Origin of the sequence: Flavobacterium silvaticum (genome assembly GCF_012911565.1) — a bacterium.
Lineage (GTDB): Bacteria > Bacteroidota > Bacteroidia > Flavobacteriales > Flavobacteriaceae > Flavobacterium > Flavobacterium silvaticum.
In genome coordinates this window covers 151,835-174,064 of sequence record NZ_JAAMPU010000106.1, presented here as the reverse complement: position 1 = coordinate 174,064, position 22,230 = coordinate 151,835, and the positions used below count along the sequence as shown (strand labels likewise).

At 46.6% G+C, this 22,230-nt stretch carries 16 protein-coding genes; 12 read left to right on the top strand and 4 right to left on the bottom strand.

Translation table 11 applies throughout. The features are described 5' to 3' along the window. The first annotated feature begins 16 nt into the window (after positions 1 to 16). The 8 genes from G6047_RS11305 (at position 17) to G6047_RS11270 (ending at position 10,836) form a co-directional block, all read left to right on the top strand. Positions 17 to 1,519, top strand: a complete 1,503-nt coding sequence (locus G6047_RS11305; protein WP_169527727.1) for an arabinan endo-1,5-alpha-L-arabinosidase — start codon at positions 17 to 19, stop codon at positions 1,517 to 1,519. Beyond that, positions 1,519 to 1,659 carry a hypothetical protein gene (locus tag G6047_RS11300; RefSeq protein WP_169527726.1) on the top strand — a complete coding sequence of 47 codons (141 nt, stop codon included), beginning with the start codon at positions 1,519 to 1,521 and terminating at the stop codon, positions 1,657 to 1,659. Before G6047_RS11305 ends, G6047_RS11300 begins: the two co-directional genes overlap by 1 nt. A gap of 13 nt (positions 1,660 to 1,672) precedes the next feature. Further along, positions 1,673 to 2,623 carry a glycoside hydrolase family 43 protein gene (locus G6047_RS11295; protein WP_169527725.1) on the top strand — a complete coding sequence of 317 codons (951 nt, stop codon included), beginning with the start codon at positions 1,673 to 1,675 and terminating at the stop codon, positions 2,621 to 2,623. A 3-nt stretch (positions 2,624 to 2,626) separates the two neighbouring features. Continuing rightward, entirely contained in the window at positions 2,627 to 3,619 is a 993-nt protein-coding gene (locus G6047_RS11290) for an arabinan endo-1,5-alpha-L-arabinosidase (protein WP_169527724.1), read from the top strand. A gap of 3 nt (positions 3,620 to 3,622) precedes the next feature. Beyond that, on the top strand, positions 3,623 to 5,659 hold the full coding sequence (locus G6047_RS11285) for an alpha-N-arabinofuranosidase (RefSeq protein ID WP_169527723.1): 2,037 nt from the start codon (positions 3,623 to 3,625) through the stop codon (positions 5,657 to 5,659). Next, positions 5,656 to 7,632: a glycoside hydrolase family 127 protein gene (locus G6047_RS11280; RefSeq protein ID WP_169527722.1), complete on the top strand. Its 1,977-nt coding sequence runs from the start codon at positions 5,656 to 5,658 to the stop codon at positions 7,630 to 7,632. Before G6047_RS11285 ends, G6047_RS11280 begins: the two co-directional genes overlap by 4 nt. A gap of 69 nt (positions 7,633 to 7,701) precedes the next feature. Then, on the top strand, positions 7,702 to 9,657 hold the full coding sequence (locus G6047_RS11275) for an alpha-L-arabinofuranosidase C-terminal domain-containing protein (RefSeq protein ID WP_169527721.1): 1,956 nt from the start codon (positions 7,702 to 7,704) through the stop codon (positions 9,655 to 9,657). 6 nt (positions 9,658 to 9,663) lie between these two features. Beyond that, a complete protein-coding gene (locus G6047_RS11270; protein ID WP_169527720.1) occupies positions 9,664 to 10,836 on the top strand; it encodes an aldose epimerase family protein in 1,173 nt (390 codons plus the stop codon). A gap of 266 nt (positions 10,837 to 11,102) precedes the next feature. On the opposite strand, the gene G6047_RS11265 is transcribed toward G6047_RS11270, so the two are convergent. Next, positions 11,103 to 13,019, bottom strand: coding sequence for a glycoside hydrolase family 97 protein (locus G6047_RS11265; protein ID WP_169527719.1), 1,917 nt, complete (start codon positions 13,017 to 13,019; stop codon positions 11,103 to 11,105). Between the two features lie 78 nt (positions 13,020 to 13,097). Then, a complete protein-coding gene (locus G6047_RS11260; RefSeq protein ID WP_169527718.1) occupies positions 13,098 to 14,234 on the bottom strand; it encodes an MFS transporter in 1,137 nt (378 codons plus the stop codon). A 185-nt stretch (positions 14,235 to 14,419) separates the two neighbouring features. Here G6047_RS11260 and G6047_RS11255 point away from each other — a divergent pair, with 185 nt between their 5' ends. Genes G6047_RS11255 through G6047_RS11240 form a run of 4 tightly spaced genes read left to right on the top strand, consistent with a single transcriptional unit; the run spans position 14,420 to position 20,082 of the window. Continuing rightward, positions 14,420 to 16,132, top strand: coding sequence for a ribulokinase (locus tag G6047_RS11255; protein WP_169527717.1), 1,713 nt, complete (start codon positions 14,420 to 14,422; stop codon positions 16,130 to 16,132). Beyond that, on the top strand, positions 16,129 to 16,827 hold the full coding sequence (locus G6047_RS11250; protein WP_169527716.1) for an L-ribulose-5-phosphate 4-epimerase: 699 nt from the start codon (positions 16,129 to 16,131) through the stop codon (positions 16,825 to 16,827). The genes G6047_RS11255 and G6047_RS11250 overlap by 4 nt, the downstream gene beginning before the upstream one ends. 18 nt (positions 16,828 to 16,845) lie before the next feature. Next, positions 16,846 to 18,336 (top strand): L-arabinose isomerase, encoded by a 1,491-nt coding sequence (araA, locus tag G6047_RS11245; protein ID WP_169527715.1) that lies wholly within the window; start codon positions 16,846 to 16,848, stop codon positions 18,334 to 18,336. A 45-nt stretch (positions 18,337 to 18,381) separates the two neighbouring features. Next, the gene (locus G6047_RS11240; protein ID WP_169527714.1) at positions 18,382 to 20,082 is read left to right on the top strand and encodes a sodium:solute symporter family transporter; all 1,701 of its coding nucleotides are present in this window, start codon (positions 18,382 to 18,384) and stop codon (positions 20,080 to 20,082) included. Positions 20,083 to 20,398: 316 nt separating this feature from the next. Here G6047_RS11240 and G6047_RS11235 read toward each other — a convergent pair whose 3' ends face one another. Further along, positions 20,399 to 21,448 carry an Omp28-related outer membrane protein gene (locus tag G6047_RS11235; protein ID WP_169527713.1) on the bottom strand — a complete coding sequence of 350 codons (1,050 nt, stop codon included), beginning with the start codon at positions 21,446 to 21,448 and terminating at the stop codon, positions 20,399 to 20,401. Positions 21,449 to 21,463: 15 nt separating this feature from the next. Then, complete coding sequence (locus G6047_RS11230) at positions 21,464 to 22,180, bottom strand: T9SS type A sorting domain-containing protein (protein ID WP_169527712.1); 717 nt, start codon at positions 22,178 to 22,180, stop codon at positions 21,464 to 21,466. Positions 22,181 to 22,230: the final 50 nt, after the last annotated feature.

Here is a 22,230-nt window from a genome sequence, read left to right as displayed (position 1 = left end):
CAAGGAAGTTTACGCTATGAAAAAGATTGTTAATGAATTCGTCAAATTAGTCCTGCTCGGGCTTACGGCTCTCACTATGACAGTGGTTTCGTGTTCCAAAGATGATCCTGCGGCCGAACCGGAAGTTATTGATCCGACAGATGATACGCCATCCGGCTTCGATATCAATACCATCACTGATACATATGCTGACCTTGCTCCAGTCTCAAATGTATATCAATGGGGTTACCGCAATGTCCACGATCCATCAGTGATAAAAGTTGGAAACACCTATTATTGTTATAGTACAGATGTCGCTTACGGAGCTACAGTGCAGCCCGGAATCCAGATACGTAAATCTACCGATTTGATTCAGTGGCAATTCGTAGGTTGGGTTTTCAATCAATTGCCAGTGCAAGGAAGTGCATTTATCCAAGGCCGGGGAACTGATCCATTCAATGCGCTTTGGGCGCCCTATATTGTCCAGGTTGGGAGTCAGTTCCGTTTATATTATTCATTGTCATCTGCCTTTCCAAGATTGAGTGTGATTGGTCTTGCAACTTCATCTTCGCCGGTCGGACCGTGGACGGAACAAGGTTTGGCCGTGACGTCTGTTAATGATGTGACTGTCCAGACAAACGCCATAGATCCTACAGTGCTTGTCGATCAAAGCGGAAACCACTGGATGTATTACGGTTCAGCCTGGGACGGCATTTACAAATTGCAGCTCAATCCCGCTACCGGCCTGGCCATGACACCGGGTGATAAAGGAACGCGTGTTTCACGTCGCGGCTCGACCGGAGGCGTTATAAATGGAAACGAAGAAGGTGCTGAGATTATTTACAACGCCCAATTCAATAAATACTATTTATTCGTGGCTTATGACTGGCTCCAAACGAAGTACAACGTCCGGGTAGGCCGTTCCGATAATCCCGACGGGCCATTCTATGATTACAACGGTGTCGATCTAAACACACCGGTGGATCACGGCCCTATGATTCTTGCCCCATACAAATTCAACGGACATTCCGGATGGCAGGGCGTATCACATTGCGGCGTTTTCAAAGATGATGCGAACCAATACTATATGGCACATCAGGGACGTCCGGGTATCGACAGTTATTATATGGATTTGCATATACGCAAGGTTTTCTGGACGGAAGACGGCTGGCCTGTTGTTTCGCCGGAACGTTACGCCGGGGTTGCCCAAACGGAAATCACTGCTGCCGATCTTGCCGGAAATTATGAGCAAATCGTTTTAGGATATCAGGTTGTTCCCGGATATGACCAGGAGCAGACTTCACCCGATTTCCAGACTTCGGTAAACCTGACGCTTGATTCTTCAGGATCTGTCAATGGCGATTCGAACAATCATTGGACTTTAGAAAATGGCTGGCTGACGTTGCAATGGGGAACGTCGTATACGGACAAACTCCATGTTGAGCGCGGCCGCGATTGGGAAAATAATGTAACATCGACCATTTTGCTTTCCGGGCTGAATCAGCAGGGAACAGCGATTTGGGGTAAAAAAATCAACTGATGCTATTTACGATCCAAAAGAAGAAACAGGAAAAATCTGAGGACAATCAACCCGCCTCACTTTACCTGAACCCATTCCTGAAATCTATTTTAGGATTGGACGAAAAGAAAAAACTAGAAAAACCGGTCAATCCGCAATAGAAATAAAGCCTGAATGAAATTGAGAATCAGCTTCCTACTCCTTTTGATCATTGGTTTTTTGAGCCAGGCACAAACCCGTGCGGTTCAAATGGGAAATCCAGTAATCACAGACAAATACACGGGTGATCCGGCGGCTTTGGTCTACAAAGATTCGGTGTACCTTTATGCAGGTCATGACGAAGCACCAAACGATTTCAACTTTTACAAGATGGACGAATGGCTGGTGTATTCATCGGCCGATATGAAAACCTGGAAATCCCACAAAGTTCCGTTGAAAGTAACCGATTTCAAATGGGCAAAAGGCGATGCGTGGGCAGCACAGGTCACGGAAAAGAACGGGAAATTCTACTGGTACGTCTGTACCACACATGCCACGATTCCGGGGAAAGCCATTGGGATTGCGGTTTCAGATTCACCTCTCGGGCCTTTTAAGGATGCGCTCGGAAAGGCACTCATCACCAACGACATGACCAAGCAGGTCGATATCGATTGGGATGACATCGACCCGACCGTATTTACAGATGCTGACGGACAAACCTATCTCTATTGGGGAAACCGCGTCTGCAAATACGTCAGGCTCAAAAAGAACATGACGGAAATCGACGGTGACATCCATGTGGTCGACGTTCCGAATTTCACCGAAGCACCGTGGCTGCACAAGAAGAAAGACTGGTATTATCTGTCGTACGCTTATGAATTCCCTGAGAAAATCGCCTATGCCATGAGCAAGTCTCCAACTGGTCCGTGGGAATTCAAAGGCATTTTGAACGAACTCGCCGGAAACTGCAACACAAACCATCAGTCCATCATCGAATTCAAAGGCAAAGATTATTTCATTTACCATAACGGGGCGACACAACCGCACGGAGGAAGTTTCCGCCGGTCGGTCTGCATCGATAAACTGGAGTATAACACAGACGGTACCATGAAGCGCGTCATCATGACTACCGAAGGAATCAAATAAGGTATGAAAGCTAAGATTATTTGGGTTTTGTTAGTTGTCTATGGCAGTGTCTTCACGCAAAAGGCACTGCCCATAGATCAAACGCGGGTTCACGATCCGGTCATGATCAAACAGGGAAATACCTATTATGTGTTTTGCACCGGACGAGGGATTTCTGTTTTTTCCTCAACCGATTTGAAGACGTGGACCGAAGAAAAACAAGTCTTCGAAACAGCTCCAACGTGGGTCAATGAAGGCAACGTTCCCGGTTTCAAAAACCACATCTGGGCGCCCGATATTTCATTCCACAACGGACAATATTACCTGTATTATTCGTGTTCGGCGTTTGCCAAAAATACATCGGCGATTGGTGTAGCGACCAATAAAACACTCGATCCCAAAAGTTCTGATTTCAAGTGGACAGATCACGGAATCGTAGTCCAGTCTGTCCCGAACCGCGATTTGTGGAATGCCATCGACCCGAATTTATCAATCGATGAAAACGGAAATCCGTGGCTAGTTTTCGGCTCTTTCTGGGATGGAATGAAAATGGTGAAACTCAACAAAGAACTTACAGCGGTTGAAAAACCGGAACAATGGATTACCGTCGCCCGTCGCCAGCGCAGTTTTGAATTGCCCGATGCAGATCCCGGAGACGCAGCCATTGAAGCACCTTTCCTGTATAAAAAAGGCGATTATTATTACCTGTTCGTATCTTGGGATTTTTGCTGCAGAGGTGAAAAAAGTACGTACAAAGTTGTCGTCGGCCGATCAAAAACCATGGCAGGCCCATTCTTCGACAAGGATGGAAAAGACTTGTTCCAGGGCGGTGGCTCGCTTGTCATCGAAGGCAACAAAAATTGGGCAGGTGTTGGCCATAACAGCGCATACACGATAGACGGCAAGGATTATTTTGTTTTCCATGCCTATGATTCGAACGACAAAGGCATCCCGAAACTTAAAATCAAGGAAATCAAATGGGAAAATGGCTGGCCAACGGTTGAGCCGATGAACTAAACCATGCGGATTGTTTATTATTTATTGGTATTGTTTATTGGCGGATCGGCATCGGCACAATTGACTGCACGCATTGATGTGTCCAAAAAAGCGCCTGTCATTTCAGATAAACTCTTCGGGATGTTCATGGAGAATCTGGGCAATGAAGATGTCGGAAACCTGACAGACGATTGCCTGTGGTCCGAACTCATCGACGACAGAAAATTCTTTTACCCGATAGACGATTCGGAAATTTTGGTTCCGAAAAACCGAAAGGAAGCCATCAACCAATGGAAAATAGTTGGTGGAGCGACCGTCGAAATGGATACCCAAAATCCGTTCGTCGGAAAGCATTCGCCAAAAATCATCACGAATCCGAATGTCGCTTCAGGCATTTTACAATCTGGAATCGCACTCGTAAAAAACAAAGAATACGACGGTTATATCTGGATCAAAGCCACTCCGGGCCTTGAAATGGAAATCCAGTTCAACGACGGCAAGGATATTTCGTCCCATAAAATTACTCCGACTTCCACCTACACCAAATTCTTCTTCGGGATTACGGCTTCGGTCGACACTAAAAAAGCTACGTTATATATTGTCGGACGAGGTGAAGGTAATTTCCACGTTGGAGCCGTTTCTTTGATGCCTTCGGATAACATCGATGGTTTCCGGCCAGATGTGGTCAAGCTTCTGAAAGACCTGCATTCATCGCAATACCGCTGGGGCGGGAATTTCATCTCGGCTTACGATTGGCGCGATGGCGTCGGCGACCGTGACAAAAGAGATCCGAAGTATGAATACGCCTGGGAATGCCTTGAAGACAACGATGTCGGCACTCCGGAAATGATCCGGTTCTGTGAATTGATTGGTGTCGATCTGGCCATGACGGTCAATACCGGTTTCGGCGATGCGACTTCGGCTGCGAATTGGGTCGAATATGTCAACGGCGATGCATCTACAGAAATGGGAAAACTGCGCGCGTCCCACGGGCACGAAAAACCCTGGAACATCAAAATGTGGTGTGTCGGGAATGAAAGTTACGGCTGGTGGCAGCTTGGGCATTTGCCGCTTCAGCAATACATCATCAAGCACAATATGTTCGTCGAGAAAATGTTGGAGAAAGATCCGGCGTTGATTTTAATTGGTTCCGGAGCTTCAATCGAAGAAATGACCGTAACCGAATGTGCCAAACGCACCGATGGGAAAGTAATCCCTGAGTATTTATCAGACACCGATTGGTCCGGCGGAATGCTCCAGAAAGGCCAGCATCTGGATTACATCAGCGAGCATTTCTATTGTTCGGTCGATGAGCGTTTCGATCTCGGACAGGCAAAATATGTGAAGATTTCAGAACCTTTGGAAGACTGGACACGTCGTCCGGCGAATCGCATCAAGTCGAAATCCATTGCTTATGACGAATACCACAAACGGATTCCGGGTTCGGAAAAAGTCCCGGTCTATCTTGACGAATGGACGTATTACACCAATTGGGTGCATCCGAAACCGACACTCGGAGTTACCATCGGACACGCACGTGGCCTCAATGAATTGTTCCGCCACACCGATCTTTTTAAAATGGCAGGCTTTACCTTTGCGACATCGTGTTTGAGTTTTACAGATGTTTCTGCCGATTACAATTCGACAGGTTTGCTGTTTAAGCTCTATCAGGAAAAGTTCGGACGCATTCCGGTCTCGGTCGATGGGAATTCACCGCAGCCGAACCCGAAATGGCCCATCGGCGGCGACCAGCCTAAAGAAAACGCGGGCGGGAATGTGTATCCGCTGGATATTGTCGCGGCTTTGACATCTGATGGAAAATCGATTACGATATCCGTCATCAATCCGACTGAAAAAGCGCAGAAGCTGACACTTGATTTCGGTTCGGCCAGAGTCAATTCGAAGGGGAAAAAATACACGATATCGGGAACTTCAATTGAAGCGAGAAACATCGTCAATCAAAAACCGGAAGTCAGCATTTCGGAATCATCTGTCAAAAACTACAAAAACCTGGAAATCGCTCCGGCAACCATTTCCGTATTAGAATTTCAATTGCAATGACACATCTTTTTAAAATAGGAATTACCATTTGTGCTGCGGCTTTCGTAGGTTTCATTACTGATAGAAAAGCAGAAACTTCGGCCGATGTTCCCGGTTATCCAATCGAAGCCGTTCCAATCAAAGACGTAAAAATTACCGATGAATTCTGGCTTCCGATCATCAAACGCGTCCAGGAAAAGACCATTCCGTATGCCATAAAGAAATGCGCCGATGAAGGTCGTTTGGATAACTTCCTGATTGCAGGTGGTAAGATGAAAGGATCAGTAAAAGGCCAGATGCCGTTCGATGATACAGATGTCTATAAAATAATCGAAGGGGCATCGAATTCGCTCATTTCAAACCCGAACCCAAAACTCGAAAAGACACTTGATTCCATCATCGCCATCATAAAAATCGGGCAGGAAAAAGACGGTTATCTCACCACATGGCGTACTATCAATCCGGCAAAACCGCCAGCTCCCTGGGTTAAAGTCGTCAAAGGCGAGCGTTGGGAATACATGAACATGAGCCACGAAGATTACAACGCCGGCCATTTGTATGAAGCTGCGGCCGTTCACTTCAAGGCTACCGGAAAACGCAATTTCCTGGACATCGCATTAAAGAACGCCGATCTTTTCGTAAAGACTTTCGGTGACGGGCCAGGTAAACGCAAGAATGTTCCGGGCCACCAAATCATTGAAACGGGATTGATCAAATTATACGATATCACCGGGAAAAAGGAATATCTGGAACTGTCCAGGTTTTTCCTCGACAATCGCGGGCATCATGAACATCGTGAATCTTTTGGTGAATATGCGCAGGACAGTATTCCGGTAATCGATCAGAAAGAAGCCGTCGGTCACGCAGTCCGTGCTACCTATATGTATGCGGGAATGACCGATATCGCGGCCATTTACAAAGATGAAGCCTACAAAAAAGCCGTGAATGCGCTGTGGCACAACATGACCGAAAAGAAAACCTACCTCACCGGCGGAATCGGGGCGATCCATTGGGGCGAGCGTTTTTCGACCAATTACCACCTGCCGAACCTTACTGCTTACAACGAAACCTGCGCGGCCATCGGAAGCGTGTACTGGAACAACAGAATGTTCAATTTAACCGGTGATGTCAAATATAACGACGTCATCGAACGCACGTTATACAACGCCGTCATTTCCGGGATTTCACTTACGGGAACCGAATTCTTCTACCCGAATCCTTTGGAATCAGACGGAGAATTCGATTTCAACAGAGGCGCGTGTACCCGTTCAGGCTGGTTCGACTGTTCGTGTTGCCCTACGAATCTCATTAGGTTCATTCCGGCGCTTCCGGGCATGATTTACGCGACCCAAAAAGATACGTTGTACGTGAACCAATACATGTCGAATACGGCAAAAGCAATTGTCGGCGACCGAAAAATCCAGCTTGCCCAAAAGACGCAATATCCATGGAATGGCAACGTTTCGGTCAGCATCGATCCGAACCAGGAAAGCAGGTTCAGCGTGAAATTCCGTGTTCCGGGTTGGGCCAGGAATGAAGTTTTGCCGGGCGATTTGTACACGTTCGCCAATGAACAGACGGCCGTTCCGACGATTTCCATCAACGGTACAAAATCTGACGTAAAAATCACAGACGGTTATTTCACCATTACCCGCAACTGGAAGAAAGGCGATGTCGTCACCCTTGATTTTCCAATGGAAGTGCGTCAGGTAAAGGCGAACCCAAAGGTTGAGGAAGACCGTGAAAAATTCGCCATCGAATATGGTCCGCTCGTTTATGCCGTCGAAGAGAAGGACAATGTTGGCGGTATCGGAAACTTCGGGTTGTCAAAAAACACGAAATTTACAAGAACGCAAATGCCACAAATGCTCGGTGGGATTTTTACCATCGAGGCCGAAAACAGGGGTAAAAAATTCACGGCGATTCCATATTACGCGTGGTCGAACAGAGGCGCGAATGAAATGAAGGTCTGGCTGCATAAAATACCGGAATAGTTAACAGTTAACGGATAACGGTTAACAGTTGAAATATTGGGTGAACAAACAATAACTACATACTAAACAATGAAATATCTCGTAATTGCACTTTTACTGGCCGGAAGCCTTTCGGCACAAAATAAATATACACTTGATTTCAAAGATACAGGTGTCAAGATACAACCCACGATGTACGGGATTTTCTTTGAAGACATCAATTATGGCGCAGATGGCGGATTGTACGCCGAACTCGTAAAAAACCGTTCGTTTGAATTCGACACGCCACTCATGGGTTGGGACCAACCGGGAAGCGACAGGCATTCACTCAATGAAAAATCGGGTTATGCGACAGTGGTGCGTGACGACAGCAAGACCAACAAAAACTACATTCGCGTTGATGTCAACAATGACTCTGGTTACAGCCTGGTAAACGAAGGCTTCTTTGGCATGGGCATCAAGGCCGGTGCGAGTTACGATGTCAGTGTTTGGGCTGCGAAGGCACAGGGAAATATTTCCGAAGTCAGATTCCAGCTGATCGATGCGGCCGGAAATTCAATTGGCGAATCGGCTGTAACATTGGCTTCAAAAGACTGGAAACAATATCCTACCGTTATCAAGGCGACAAAAACCGAAGCCAAAGCGAAACTGAAAGTGACATTTTCAGGTAAAGGTTCCGTGTTGCTTGACATGGTTTCGATGTTTCCGCAAGACACCTGGAAAGGCCGTAAAGGCGGATTGCGAAAAGATTTAGTTCAGAAATTATACGATCTGAAACCAGGATTTCTTCGTTTTCCGGGCGGCTGCATCGTAGAAGGCAGAATACTCGAAGAGCGTTACCAATGGAAAAAATCAGTAGGGAAAGTTGATGATCGCGAGTTGCTCGTCAACCGATGGAATAAAGAATTCAAACACCGTCCGGCTCCGGATTATTACCAGACATTCGGGCTCGGATTTTATGAATATTTCCAATTGGCTGAAGATTTGGGTGCATCACCGCTTCCTATCCTGAGCTGCGGAATGGCATGTCAGTTCAATACAGGTGAATTGGTCGAAATGCACGACATCGATCCGTATGTCCAGGATGCTTTGGATTTGATTGAATTCGCGAATGGAGACGTTTCTACCAAATGGGGCAAGTTGCGTTCCGATATGGGGCATCCGAAAACCTTCGACTTAAAGTTCATCGGGGTCGGGAACGAACAATGGGGCCCGGATTATTTCGAGCGGTACAAAGTCTTCGAGAAAGCCATCCACGGAAAATATCCGAATATCACCATCGTATCCGGAAGCGGCCCGTTCCCGAACGGCGAATATTTCGATTACGGCTGGAAGCAACTCAAAGACATGAAAGCCCAGATCGTAGACGAACATTACTACAACAATCCGCAGTGGTTCAAAGACAACGCGACGCGTTACGACCAATACGACCGCAAAGGGCCTAAAGTTTTTGCCGGCGAATATGCTGCCCAAAGTGTCGCCATCGCAAGTCCGGACAACAAGAATAATTGGGATTGTGCTTTGGCCGAAGCTGCTTTCATGACAGGTCTGGAACGCAATGCAGAAGTGGTCAACATGTGTTCGTATGCACCGCTTTTCGCCCACGCCGAAGGTTGGCAATGGACGCCGGATCTGATTTGGTTCAACAGCCTCGAATCTTACAAGACACCGAATTATTATGTGCAGCAATTGTATTCGAACAATCCGGGAACAGACCTGATTTCAATCAACGATGGCGGGAAACCTGTGACCGGAAAGAACGGGATGTTCGCAACGGCTGTCGTTGATAAGAAAACCAATGAAGTCATTGTGAAGATCGTCAACACGACGGCATCGGCGCAGACATCAGACATCAATCTGAAAGGAAAAACATTGTCCGGAACAGCGACGCAAACTACGTTGGGAAATACTAACTTGTCGTCTGAAAACAGCTTTACATCTGAAACCCTTGCGCCTAAAACCTCTGAAATCAAGGCGTCGGGTAAAAACCTTAACATCGGCGTTCCGGCTTATTCCATGGTCGTCGTGCGCGCAAAAATTAAATAAGAACCTATGAACACAATTAAAAAGAGCATTCTGTTCCTGTTCGCTGCCGCATCTTTTACGGCCTGCAAAAAGGAAGTGAAAATCGAAAAAACCAGTACAACAGTGATTAAAGACAACATGGCGACAGATGCCGTGACCAAGTCAGATTATGCGACCATGGCCGACGGAACCAAAATTGAAAAATACACCCTCAAGAACAAAAACGGGATGACGATGGAAGTGATTACTTTCGGCGGAATCATCACGTCTCTGACAGCGCCGGATAAAGATGGAAAATACCAGGATATCGTTCTGGGATATACCAAAGCCGACGATTATTTCAACGGAAACCCGTATTTCTTTGGTGCGATCATCGGACGTTACGGAAACCGCATTGCCAAAGGGAAATTCTCTCTCGACGGAAAGCCGTATCAGTTGACGGTAAACGATGGCCCGAATTCGCTTCACGGTGGAAAAGGGTTCGACAAAAGAGTCTGGACGGCCGATGCGGCTACCGACGGAATGCCATCGATCCGGCTTTCATACACCTCAAAAGATGGGGAAGAAGGTTATCCGGGCAATCTGACCACGGCTGTAATTTACACCTTGACAGACGACAACGCGCTGGAAATTACATACGATGCCGAAACGGATAAGAAGACGATCGTGAATCTCACGCAACATTCTTATTTCAATTTATCGGGTGATTTCAAAACAATCCTGGATCATGAACTCGAACTGAAAGCAGACAAAATGTTGCCTGTAGATGCAACCCTTATTCCAACCGGCGAATTGAAAGCCGTTGCCGGAACGCCGTTCGATTTTACGACGCTGAAGCAAATCGGGAAGGATATCAATGCTGCCGACGACCAACTCAAAAAAGGACAGGGATATGATCATTGCTGGGTTTTCACCGATGCGTCCAAGGAACTTCGCGAAGTGGGTGCGTTATACCACAAGGCTTCCGGCCGATATATGCAGGTATTTACGGATCAGCCGAGCATCCAGTTCTACAGCGGGAATTTCCTCGATGGTACAAAAGCCAGCAAGAACGGCGGGAAATACGAGAAGCGTTCCGGTCTTTGTTTAGAGACGCAACATTATCCGGATTCGCCGAATGAACCAAAGTTTCCTACGACAACTTTGAATCCGGGAGAAAAATACCATACCAAAACCGTTTATAAGTTTTCTGTAAAGTAAGTTAGGGTTAGTTATAGTTGATTTTGAAAAAGCCGGTATAAGACCGGCTTTTTTTTTTTGACATGAATTTACTTCCGGTCATGCTAACCCGTTTCCGTTTTTTCTGTTTACAAAAATCTGTAAACACAACATTTGTAAACAATAGTGCCGGTTTTGCTTTTTGATAAGGTAAACACGCCGGCTCTTGTTCGCCTGACATATTTCGAAGGTTCCTTGAAACCTCAAAGCTCATTGAACCTTTGTTGAATCTCTTGCGAATGGTTTCCCTAAAACTTCATCACAAATCCGCCAAATGCCTTCAGGTCTACGTTCACTTTTCCGGCTTTTACTTTAGATTCCACTACTTTCCCGTTCTTGCCGTCGGTAATCATAAAACCTTCGGTAGCTTTTACGAACGACAGGTCAAGTTCGAACGACTTGGGTTTGTTTTCGCCATTGATTCCCGTAATAAACCACACATTTCCTTTTCTTCTGGCGAAAATGGCATCCTTACCCGGAAAGCCCGCCAGGTATTTCGATTCGTCCCAGGCCGTCGGGATGTCTTTTAAATAATCGATGACATACTTTGGCTGTTTGGCCATGCCTTCCGGAATCTCGGCTAAATGTTGGATGCCTGAAAGGAACAACGTGGGTAAAGCCAATTCAAAAGCAGTGGTGGAGCGACGGTTGATGTTCGGGATTTTGTCGAGCGACATCGGCGTAAAATCCATCGGGTCGTACAAATTGCGTCCGAACGGAAGCATCGCCATATGACCCGGGGCCAAATCAGCCACTTCCTGAAAGAACGTAATGAACTCGAAGCCTTTGATTGCTTCGGCTGTCATCAGGTTCGGATAGGTGCGTTGCCAGCCGCGCGGCAATGTAGCTCCATGGAAATTGACCAGAATTTTATGCTTTAGTGCCGATTCAAGGATGTCGTGGTAATACGAAATCATAGACTGTCCGTCGCCTCCGAAGAAGTCGATCTTTACACCTGCAATGCCCATATCGGACAATAGCTGGAATTCCTTATCGCGACTTTCTGCGGTCAGGAATTTGTCTTTCGGCGTATATTTTACCGTATTCCAGCTTCCGGCCGAATTATACCACAGGATCAGTTTCACGTTTTTGCCTTTGGCGTAAGCGATCAGTTCCTTGATTTTGTCCAGGCCGATGCGTCTGTCCCAATCGGCATCGACCAGACAATACAGCCAGTTCATCTGCGAGGCGTAATCGATGAATTGTTTCGTGGTATCGTAATTCACCGAATCGTCTTTCAAAAGTGCCCAGCTCCACGAGGCGATCCCGGGCTTGATGAAATCGGTGTTTTTAGCGACGGATTTATCTGCCAGATCTGTCCCAAGCGTGGAATTGGCGATGGTTTCAAGGTTTCCGATTCCCACTACACGCCATGGAGACGACAACGGCAAGGTTCCTTCCGGTTCCAAAGCGGCATCGGGTGCAGTTCGTTCCAACGTTTGTGGAAATACGATGCGAACTGATTTTGTGGCTTCGTCATATTTTAAATGCGTACCACAATAGTTTCGTCCAAGTCCGGCTTCGGTAACTGAAACCCAGATTCCGTTCGATTGGAAAAGTGCCGGATACACCCAACCCTGGCCTAAGGCGGGCTGTTTTTCAATCGGCGTTTCCATGTCGTAATATTCTTCGTATGCCGGATTGCATTGTTCCCAGCCTGATTTTGCTACAGACATAGGTTGCAGCCAGCCTTTGGTTCCTGATGCAAAACGGAATGAAGATTTTTCTTCGGTAATTATTTTTTTGTCCGATGTGGTTTCCGGGAAACGGTATTTAAAGGCGAATCCGTCATCGGAAACATTGAATATGATTTCGAAAAGTTGTCCGTTTTTATTGGTCAGTGTCAGTTGGCGTTGGTTGGCCCTGTACCAAATCTCGCTCTTTTTCCCCTGCAGCATGGTGTAGGAATCAGATACAGATGAAGTGCCCGATGTAGACTGGACGGACAATCCGGTAGAAAAGTCATCGTCTTTGCGAACCAGGCCGAGAGCCGATGTATCGATTACTTTGGTCCCGGATTTTGAAACCATATAGTACGGATTGCCTTTTTTGGTAAGCCCGAATTTTACTTCAATGGATTTGTCCGGACTGGTGACGGCTGCCGTTTTTTGGGCAGATAGTGGTGCCGATGCGATTAAGAAGAGGAGATAAGATAAACGGATCATTTTAAGTGTTTAGTTTACATTTATAAATGTATGAAAACAGATTTTAAAATGAAAACGATTTCGCCTGATTGACTCAAATCAGTCCAGATTTTTAGCTGCCGTTGTAAAGATAATGACACACAAGGCCATCAACGCCAGGAAAAGGAACGATAATTTAAGCGAAGAGGCACCAGCCAAAAGCCCAATTACAGGTGGCCCGACAAGAAATCCGGTAAATGAAATGGTAGAAACGGCTGCAATCGCAGGTCCGGGTTTCATTGTTGTCGATTTTCCGGCGGCGCTGTATACCATTGGAACTACTGACGAAATTCCAGCTCCAATCAGCATAAACCCGAATATGGAAGCGTAAAGTGTCGGGAAAACCACAACGGTCAACAGCCCACAAAGGCTTAGTAAACCGCTTAGTTGCAGGGTTTTTCTCAGACCGAAACGTTCCGCGAATTTATCGGCTACGAATCTTCCGCCTGCCATGAAACACATACCGGCAGTATAACCGGCACCGATCCAGGCTTTTTCTGCCATCACGACTTTCTTGAAATAGATGACGCTCCAGTCGAACATAGCACCTTCGACGACCATCGAACAAAAGGCGATGAGGCCGAGTGTGATCAGCGATTTATCGGGTTTGACGAATGCGGGTCCGGTTTCTTTCGGGCCACGGTCGTCGTGCAAAAATGTCCAGCATGCAAAAACAGCGACAAAACAAACGGCGGCGATAATTGAAAAATGGGGGACAGGATCGATTCCTTTTCCAATCATCAGCGTCCCGAAACCGGCACCAACAAAACCGGCGAGACTCCATAAGCCATGGAATGAAGCCATGATTGGTCGTCCGTATTGGACTTCGGTCGCCACGGCTTGCGTATTTACCGAAATATTGACGGCATTGCTCGCCATTCCGAAAATCACGAGACAGCCAATCAACGTCATCGTATTCGGCGCTAATCCGAGGCATAACAACATGACGGCATACAAGATAAGCGCAACCGAAACTACTTTTTTACTACCGATTTTAGAAACCGCCCATCCGGATAACGGAAGCGATAGCATTAACCCGACCGGAATCGCGAACAAAACCAGTCCGAGTTGAGCTTCGGTAAGTCCTAATTTTTGTTGTATGGTTGCGATCCGCGAAGCCCAGCTTGCAAAACACAAACCGGCCATAAAGAAAAGAATGGAAACGGAAACGCGGTAAATTCTTGGGGCATGCGTCATTTTGGGGCTTTTGAAGTGGTGGCAAAGGTCGTGATTTTCAGAAAAACCCAAAAGCGAGGCTCGAAGTATTGTCTATTCTGACGCAAATCACGATGATAATTGTTAAATGTACATTTTTTATCATGGGAGAATTTGGTTTTATCAAAATATTAGTGTTATTTTGACACTTATAAATTTTTATGCAGATGGAAAACCAATATGTGATTGGTGTAGACTATGGATCAGATTCGGTCCGATCCGTAATTATCGACGCAAAAGACGGGCGTGAACTCGCGTCATCGGTGTATAATTATCCGCGCTGGGCAAAGGGTGAATTCTGCAAGCCGGCAGAAAATCAGTTCCGCCAGCATCCGCTCGATTATATCGAAGGGTTGGAGCAGACCATAAAAGAATGCATACAGCTTGCAGGCGGTGCCGATGTTGCCGCCCATGTAAAAGGAATTTCAGTAGATACGACCGGTTCAACTCCAGTTGCGGTTGATGCGACAGGAACGCCTCTGGCACTTACGCCTGGTTTTGAAACGAATCCGCATGCCATGTTCGTGCTCTGGAAAGACCACACGGCCACGGCTGAAGCTGCCGAAATCAACGAGCACGCTGCAAAATATAATACAAACTATCTCAAATATGTTGGCGGAATTTATTCTTCGGAATGGTTCTGGGCCAAATTGCTGCGTACACTTAGAGTAGCTCCGGAGATTGGATCTGCCATGCATTCGTGGGTCGAGCATTGCGACTGGATTCCATTTTTGCTTACGGGCGGGACAGATGTCACTAAAATCAAACGCTCTGTCTGCGCGGCCGGACACAAAGCACTTTGGGCTGAGGAATTCGATGGTTTGCCGCCGGATTCTTTCTTCTCGGAACTCGATCCATTGTTGACTGGAATCACCGGAAAATTATTCAAAGATACTTTCGCTTCAGATGTCGCTGCCGGAACATTGAGTCCGGAATGGGCTTCACGTCTCGGATTACCTGAAACAGTAGTAATTGGTGTCGGGGCTTTTGATGCGCACATGGGTGCGGTCGGCGGACAGATCGAGCCGTATCATTTGAGTAAAGTAATGGGAACTTCCACGTGCGATATTCTTGTAGCACCCGAAAGTGACATCCAGGATAAACTCGTTCGAGGTATCTGCGGACAGGTCAATGGTTCTGTGATTCCGGGAATGATCGGGCTTGAAGCGGGGCAATCAGCCTTTGGCGATACCTATGCCTGGTTCAAAAAACTGGTTTCATGGCCGATAGACAATCTTCTCGAAAATTCAGCGGTCATCGATGCCAAGACCGCCGAAGCCTTGAAAGAAGAAATGGCCGAAAAAATCATTCCTGAATTAAGCAAACAAGCAGCCGCACTTCCGGTTGACGGAAACTACGAACTCGCAATCGACTGGTTCAACGGCCGCCGTACGCCAGATGCGAACCAATTGCTAAAAGGAGCCATTACAGGTTTGAGCTTGGGTTCAGATGCACCGAGAGTTTTCCGTGCCCTGGCAGAAGCTACGTGTTTCGGTGCCAAAAATATCGTCGACAGATTCATCTCAGAAGGAATTCCGGTCAAAGGAATCATCGGTATTGGAGGCGTCGCCAAAAAATCGCCTTTTGTCATGCAGATGATGGCCGATGTATTAGGAATGCCAATCCGCATCCATCAATTCAAACATACGTGCGCACTTGGAGCTTCGATGTTCGCGGCTGTCGTTGCCGGAATTTATCCGACGGTGGAAGATGCCATGCAGGCCATGGGACGCGGTTTTGATGTGGAATACGATCCGAATCCGGAAAATGCTGCGATCTATCAGAAGAAATTCGAGAAATACCTGGCTTTAGGTCAATTCGTTGAAAAACAAACGGGCAAGGCAGAAGCAGTATCGGAACAAAATTCAGTAGCGGTATGAGCCAATACCAAAGAATAAAGCAGGAAGCTTACGACGCGAACATGCAATTGCCAAAATTGGGGCTTGTACTGTTCACTTTTGGAAACGTAAGTGCCGCCGATCGCGAGCAAAATGTTTTCGCCATAAAGCCAAGCGGTGTTCCGTATGAAGACCTGACTCCTGAAAAAATGGTCATTGTTGACTTTGACGGAAACATCGTAGAAGGCGATCTGCGTCCGTCATCGGACACAAAAACCCATGCCGTATTGTACAAGCAGTGGCCGAAAATTGGTGGGATAGTCCATACGCATTCGGTTTACGGAACGGCCTGGGCTCAGGCACAACGCGATATCCCCATCTTCGGAACTACCCACGCCGACCATTTGACCACAGACATTCCGTGCGCGCCTCCAATGAGCGATGACATGATCAAAGGCGATTACGAATATGAAACCGGTTTTCAAATCATAAACTGTTTCGAGGAAAAAGGCATCAGCTACGAGGAAGTGGAAATGGTGCTGGTTGGAAACCACGCTCCTTTCACCTGGGGGAAAAATGCCCACAAAGCAGTCTACAACAGCGCGGTGCTGGAAACCGTGGCCAAAATGGCACTCTTAACCGAACAAATAAACCCGAATGCGCCGCGACTCAAAGATGCTTTGATCAACAAACACTACGAGCGCAAACACGGGCCAAATTCTTACTACGGACAATAACAAATAGTATAGCTTATCATGATCAACTTAAAACAATTCGAGGTGTGGTTCGTTACGGGCAGCCAGAACCTATACGGGGAAGAAACGCTTCGCCAGGTTGCCGAACATTCCCAGCAAATCGCAAAAGGCCTTGATGCGGCCGGTGACATTCCGGTTCGCGTGGTTTTCAAGCCTACGGTAAAATCGACCCAGGAAATCTACGACACCTTGTTGGCTGCAAATTCAGCCGAAAACGTAATTGGCGTCATTGCCTGGATGCATACGTTCTCGCCGGCAAAAATGTGGATCCGCGGACTTTCGATCCTCAATAAACCGTTGCTTCACCTGCACACACAATTCAACCGCGATATTCCCTGGAATTCCATCGACATGGATTTCATGAACCTGAACCAGAGTGCACACGGAGATCGTGAATTCGGATTCATGGTTTCCAGAATGCGTCGCAACAGAAAAGTTGTGGTCGGGCATTGGGAAGACAAAGCAGCCCAGAAAGAAATTGGCGACTGGAGCCGTGCCGCTGCCGGATGGTACGATTGGCAAGGTGGGAAATTTGCCCGTTTTGGAGACAATATGCGTTTCGTTGCCGTTACCGAGGGCGATAAAGTGGAAGCGGAATTGAAGTTCGGATTCTCGGTGAATTCTTATGGGATAGGGGATTTGGTTGCTATTATTGATTCGATTTCCGCAAACGATATCGATGCATTGCTTGCTGTTTACGAAAAAGAATATACTTTAGCGGACGATCTGAAAAAAGGCGGTTCACGTCATGCCTCTGTCTATGAAGCGGCGCGTATTGAACTCGGATTGAAAAAGTTCCTTGAAGACGGTGGTTTCAAAGGTTTCTCCGATACGTTCGAAGACCTTCACGGTATGGTGCAATTGCCAGGTTTGGCGGTTCAGCGTCTGCTTGCACAAGGCTACGGATTCGCCGGAGAAGGTGACTGGAAAACGGCTGCTTTGGTGCGTGCATTCAAAGTAATGGGTGCCGGACTCGAAGGCGGAAACGGATTCATGGAAGATTATACGTACCATTTCGACCCGAACAACGAATTGGTCCTCGGATCGCATATGCTTGAAATCGATGCGTCATTGGCTGCTACCAAACCGAGCCTTGAAGTGCATCCGCTTGGAATTGGCGGCAAAGCCGATCCTGCGCGTTTGGTCTTCAATGTGGCCGGTGGAGCTGCACTCAATGCGTCGATTGTAGATATGGGTAACAGATTCCGTTTGATCGTAAACGAAGTGGAAGCCGTAGAGCCTCAAAACGACCTGCCGAATTTACCGGTAGCACGCGTGTTGTGGAAACCACTTCCTGATATGAAAACCGGATGCGCGGCGTGGATCTATGCCGGAGGAGCGCACCATACGGCTTACAGCCAGAACCTGTCGGCCGAATTGATCGCTGATTTCGCCGATATGGCCGGGATTGAATTCCTTCGTATAGGCAAAGACACTAAGCTCGATCAGTTCCGCAACGAAATTCGCTGGAACGACGCGGCTTACAAATAATAACCAAACAACAGCTGGCGCAAGCTGGCATTTATACTGTTCCTTATGAGCAAATTTGCATCGATAGACTATATCATATTCATTGTTTATTTCTTTCTGGTCGCCGGTTACGGATATTGGATCTACAGAAGTAAAAAGCAAAAAGGCGTTTCAGATTCCAAGGATTTCTTTCTGGCCGAAGGATCGCTGACCTGGTGGGCTATCGGTGCATCGTTGATCGCATCGAATATTTCAGCCGAACAATTCATCGGGATGTCCGGAAACGGATTCGTCGTGGGTGTTGCGGTAGCAGCCTACGAATGGGTCGCGGCGATTGTCCTGATCATTGTGGCCGTCTGGTTCATTCCGGTGTATCTGAAGAACAAGATCTTTACGATGCCTCAGTTCCTTCAGACGCGATACAATGAAACCGTGAGTCTGATCATGGCCATTTTCTGGTTGTTCCTATATGTTTTCGTTAACCTGACATCAATCCTTTTCCTTGGTGCATTGGCGATAAACAATATTGCCGGAGGTGATTATTTCCACATCATCATCGTGGCAATGGCGATTTTTGCGCTTGTCATTACGTTGGGTGGAATGAAGGTTATCGGGTTTACCGATGTAATCCAGGTAGTCGTACTTGTAATCGGCGGACTCGCGACAACGTATATTGCGCTTACATTGGTCAGCGAGCATTTCGGTCTTGGTACGGATGCCATAGCCGGATTCCACGCACTGATGGAAAAAGCGCCGGATCATTTCAAGATGATCCTGGACAAACCGTCGGTAAACGCACCACAGGCCGAAATCAATAAATACCTGATGTTACCGGGAATCACGATGTACTTTGCAGGGCAATGGATCGTGAACCTGAATTATTGGGGCTGTAACCAATATATTACCCAGCGAGCTCTTGGTGCCGATTTGAAGACTGCACGTACCGGGATTTTGTTTGCCGGTCTTATGAAATTGGCCATGCCTATCATCGTGATGCTTCCGGGAATAGCAGCTTATGTATTGTATACCAATGGTGGATTGCAGGCAGAAATGGCTCCGGGCGGAAAATTGATGGCAGATAACGCTTACTCGGCGGTTCTTGGCTTTTTACCTACAGGATTGAAAGGACTTTCGGTAGCTGCTCTTACGGCTGCTATCGTAGCGTCGCTTGCCGGAAAAGCAAACAGTATCTCGACCATTTTCACACTTGATATCTACAAGAAATACATCAACAAAGAGGCAAGTGAGCAAAAATTGGTTACCACGGGCCGTCTTGCGATTGTCGCTGCCATGGTTTTATCGATTCTGCTTACGTGGGAAGATTTGCTTGGAATTGGCGGTGAAGGCGGTTTCACGTTCATCCAGAAATATACAGGCTTTATCAGCCCGGGTGTACTCGCGGTTTTTCTTTTGGGGATGTTCTGGAAACGGACTACGGGAACTGCGGCGATTGTCGGGATTATCCTCGGATTCCTGCTATCTGTATTCTTTAATAATTATGCGCCGGGTGTATTCGGAAATGAGAACATACTGTGGACGGCATTCCCTAACGGTAAAGGCGGGTTTGAAATTCCGTTCCTGGTTTGTATGGGCTGGGCCTTTTTCTTCACAGCACTTGCGATGGTATTGATAAGCCTTGCCGGCCCTAAAGTCAATCCGAAAGCCTACGTGCTTGAAAAAAGAATGTTCAAAGTGGCGCCGTCCACAATGGCACTTATTGTAGTTACTTGCCTGCTTGTAGCGGCATTATACATTAAGTTCTGGTAAAAAGTTAGTTAGTTGATTTATAGTAAGGGCGCATTCGAAAGGATGCGCTTTTTTGTTTGTTGTGATTATTTGCTTAGATGCTTTTTCTGTATTTAAACATGAATGAATGTTTTATATTCCTTATTTTTTTTCCGAACAGCATGTGTGACGTTTCTTTCAGAAAAATAATTTTGTCACACCTGCTGTGACATTTTTCTCAAATTAAATTAATTGTCACAGGTTTCATCTACAGTATATTTCCTTGTGTAAGTAATGTTATGTCAAACAAAAAAGCCGCTCCTAATAAGGAGCGGCTTAATGCAAATTATTTCCGGATTTACAATTCTTCGTAATCCTTTGTTGTTCCTACATGTGCTTTTTGTGCATTGATGACCGAATTATCTGCACCCACTATAAAGGCTACGAATTCAACCTCTGCCTTGTTTTCAACATTAGAAGGGAAAGGAAGCGAAAACGTGCGGGCAAATTCATGCGACTGGTTGGCCTCTGAATCGGCAATGGCATCACCAAGCTGGGCCGTCAATATGGAACGCAATACGTGATTATGGACAAAATTAGGAATCGGGTCCACATCGTTGTAATATGTCGTGTAATTGTGCTGGTCGTGTACAAGACCATTTTCAACTACATAAACCACAAGTTTCAGATTGCTGAACTGTTGTGCAAACCGTGCATTAACGGTAAGGTTATAACTATTCGCATCTGCCGTAGACGTAAGCGAGAGACCTAATTTCGGATCGCCCAATCCCTGGTCAAGAACCTGGTTGATTTTATTAGGCTCCGGAAAAGGCCAGAGGAAAGTGCGGTTGACCATTCCTTTTGGATAGCCCGGTATATTGACCATGTTTTCCAGTTCGGTAGTGTCAAAATTGTACGGGTCATAGGCGGCATCGGTAGGTACAGAACTCGCTCTGTGTATGCCAACGGCCACAAAGTTTTGCGTCTGCTCCGCCAGTTTTTCTATTCCCCAGGCAACACGCGGACAATAGCCACACCAGGTTCCGGTATAATCTTCAATAAGGATGTTTCTTTTATAGACAATCTGGCTCGGATCGCGGAACGTAATATCCTGCTGGTTCGTCACCAATCCTGCATACGTTGCCTTGAAGCTGAAGGTTCCTGTGGTAGCTGATGAAAAAGTCGTTCCTGAGAATGGCTCTCCGTTGATGGTTATTTCAGCCTCATCGGTAACATCGTCTCCCAAATCGTCAACAACGGAAATGGTTACCGTTTCGCCAATGAGTTTAACGGTTTCGTCAGCATTCAGCCGTATTTCGCCAACAGAGGGCAATGCCTCGTAATCTTTTGAGCAAGATGCCAGGAAGGCCGTCGCAACAAACAGAAAAATGAATTGTAGTTTTTTCATTTCTTCAGGGAGTGATTATTTTTTCATCACTTTGACCTGTGCCGAAACATTCTGGTCATTGGTAAAACGAATGATGTACATGCCTTGGTTCAGGTTCGAAACGTCGAAACTCTGTTGCCCTTCAACAACTTTTTTGTTCTGGATGACCTGACCGTTGAGGTTTACGATTTCCATGTTCAATGCTATTGTCGTATTGATGTTCAAAGAAGCGTCAAGTACCGTATTCAGGTTGCGGATCCCGATTTGTGAAAGAGAAACTCCTTTAAGCCCCAATTGTGGGTTATAGCGATACGTAAACGATAGCAATTGTTCGATCGGTTCTCCGTCTTCTGTAATTTTATGGAACGAAAGAACGTAATCCATCGGATAGTTCACACCGTCGCCGGCATTTGTATTCCACATATGGTCTTCTGCCGATGTAGTCTGTCCAGGCTCCAATATGGCTGGGAAAGATGGTGGAACCTGCAAGTTTTCACTCAGGGTGAACAGACATATTCCTCCAAAGCAAAGCTGTGCATTTTGCCCCGTAGCATTGACCATATCGTCAACACGGGCTTTCATGTATACCGTTTCGTCTTCAGATTCGTTCGCAACACGTATCTGCATATTGTAAAACGTATCGTATTCGTAGACATGATTGTCTATGATAGGTTCTCCAAATGACGTAAATGTCAATTGGGCATTTGCGAACCCGCATAATAAAAGGCCTGCCGCCAACATAATCTTTTTCATAATCTTAAAAGGTAGTTTTGTTGCTGTATTTATTAAAAAAAACTATCGGA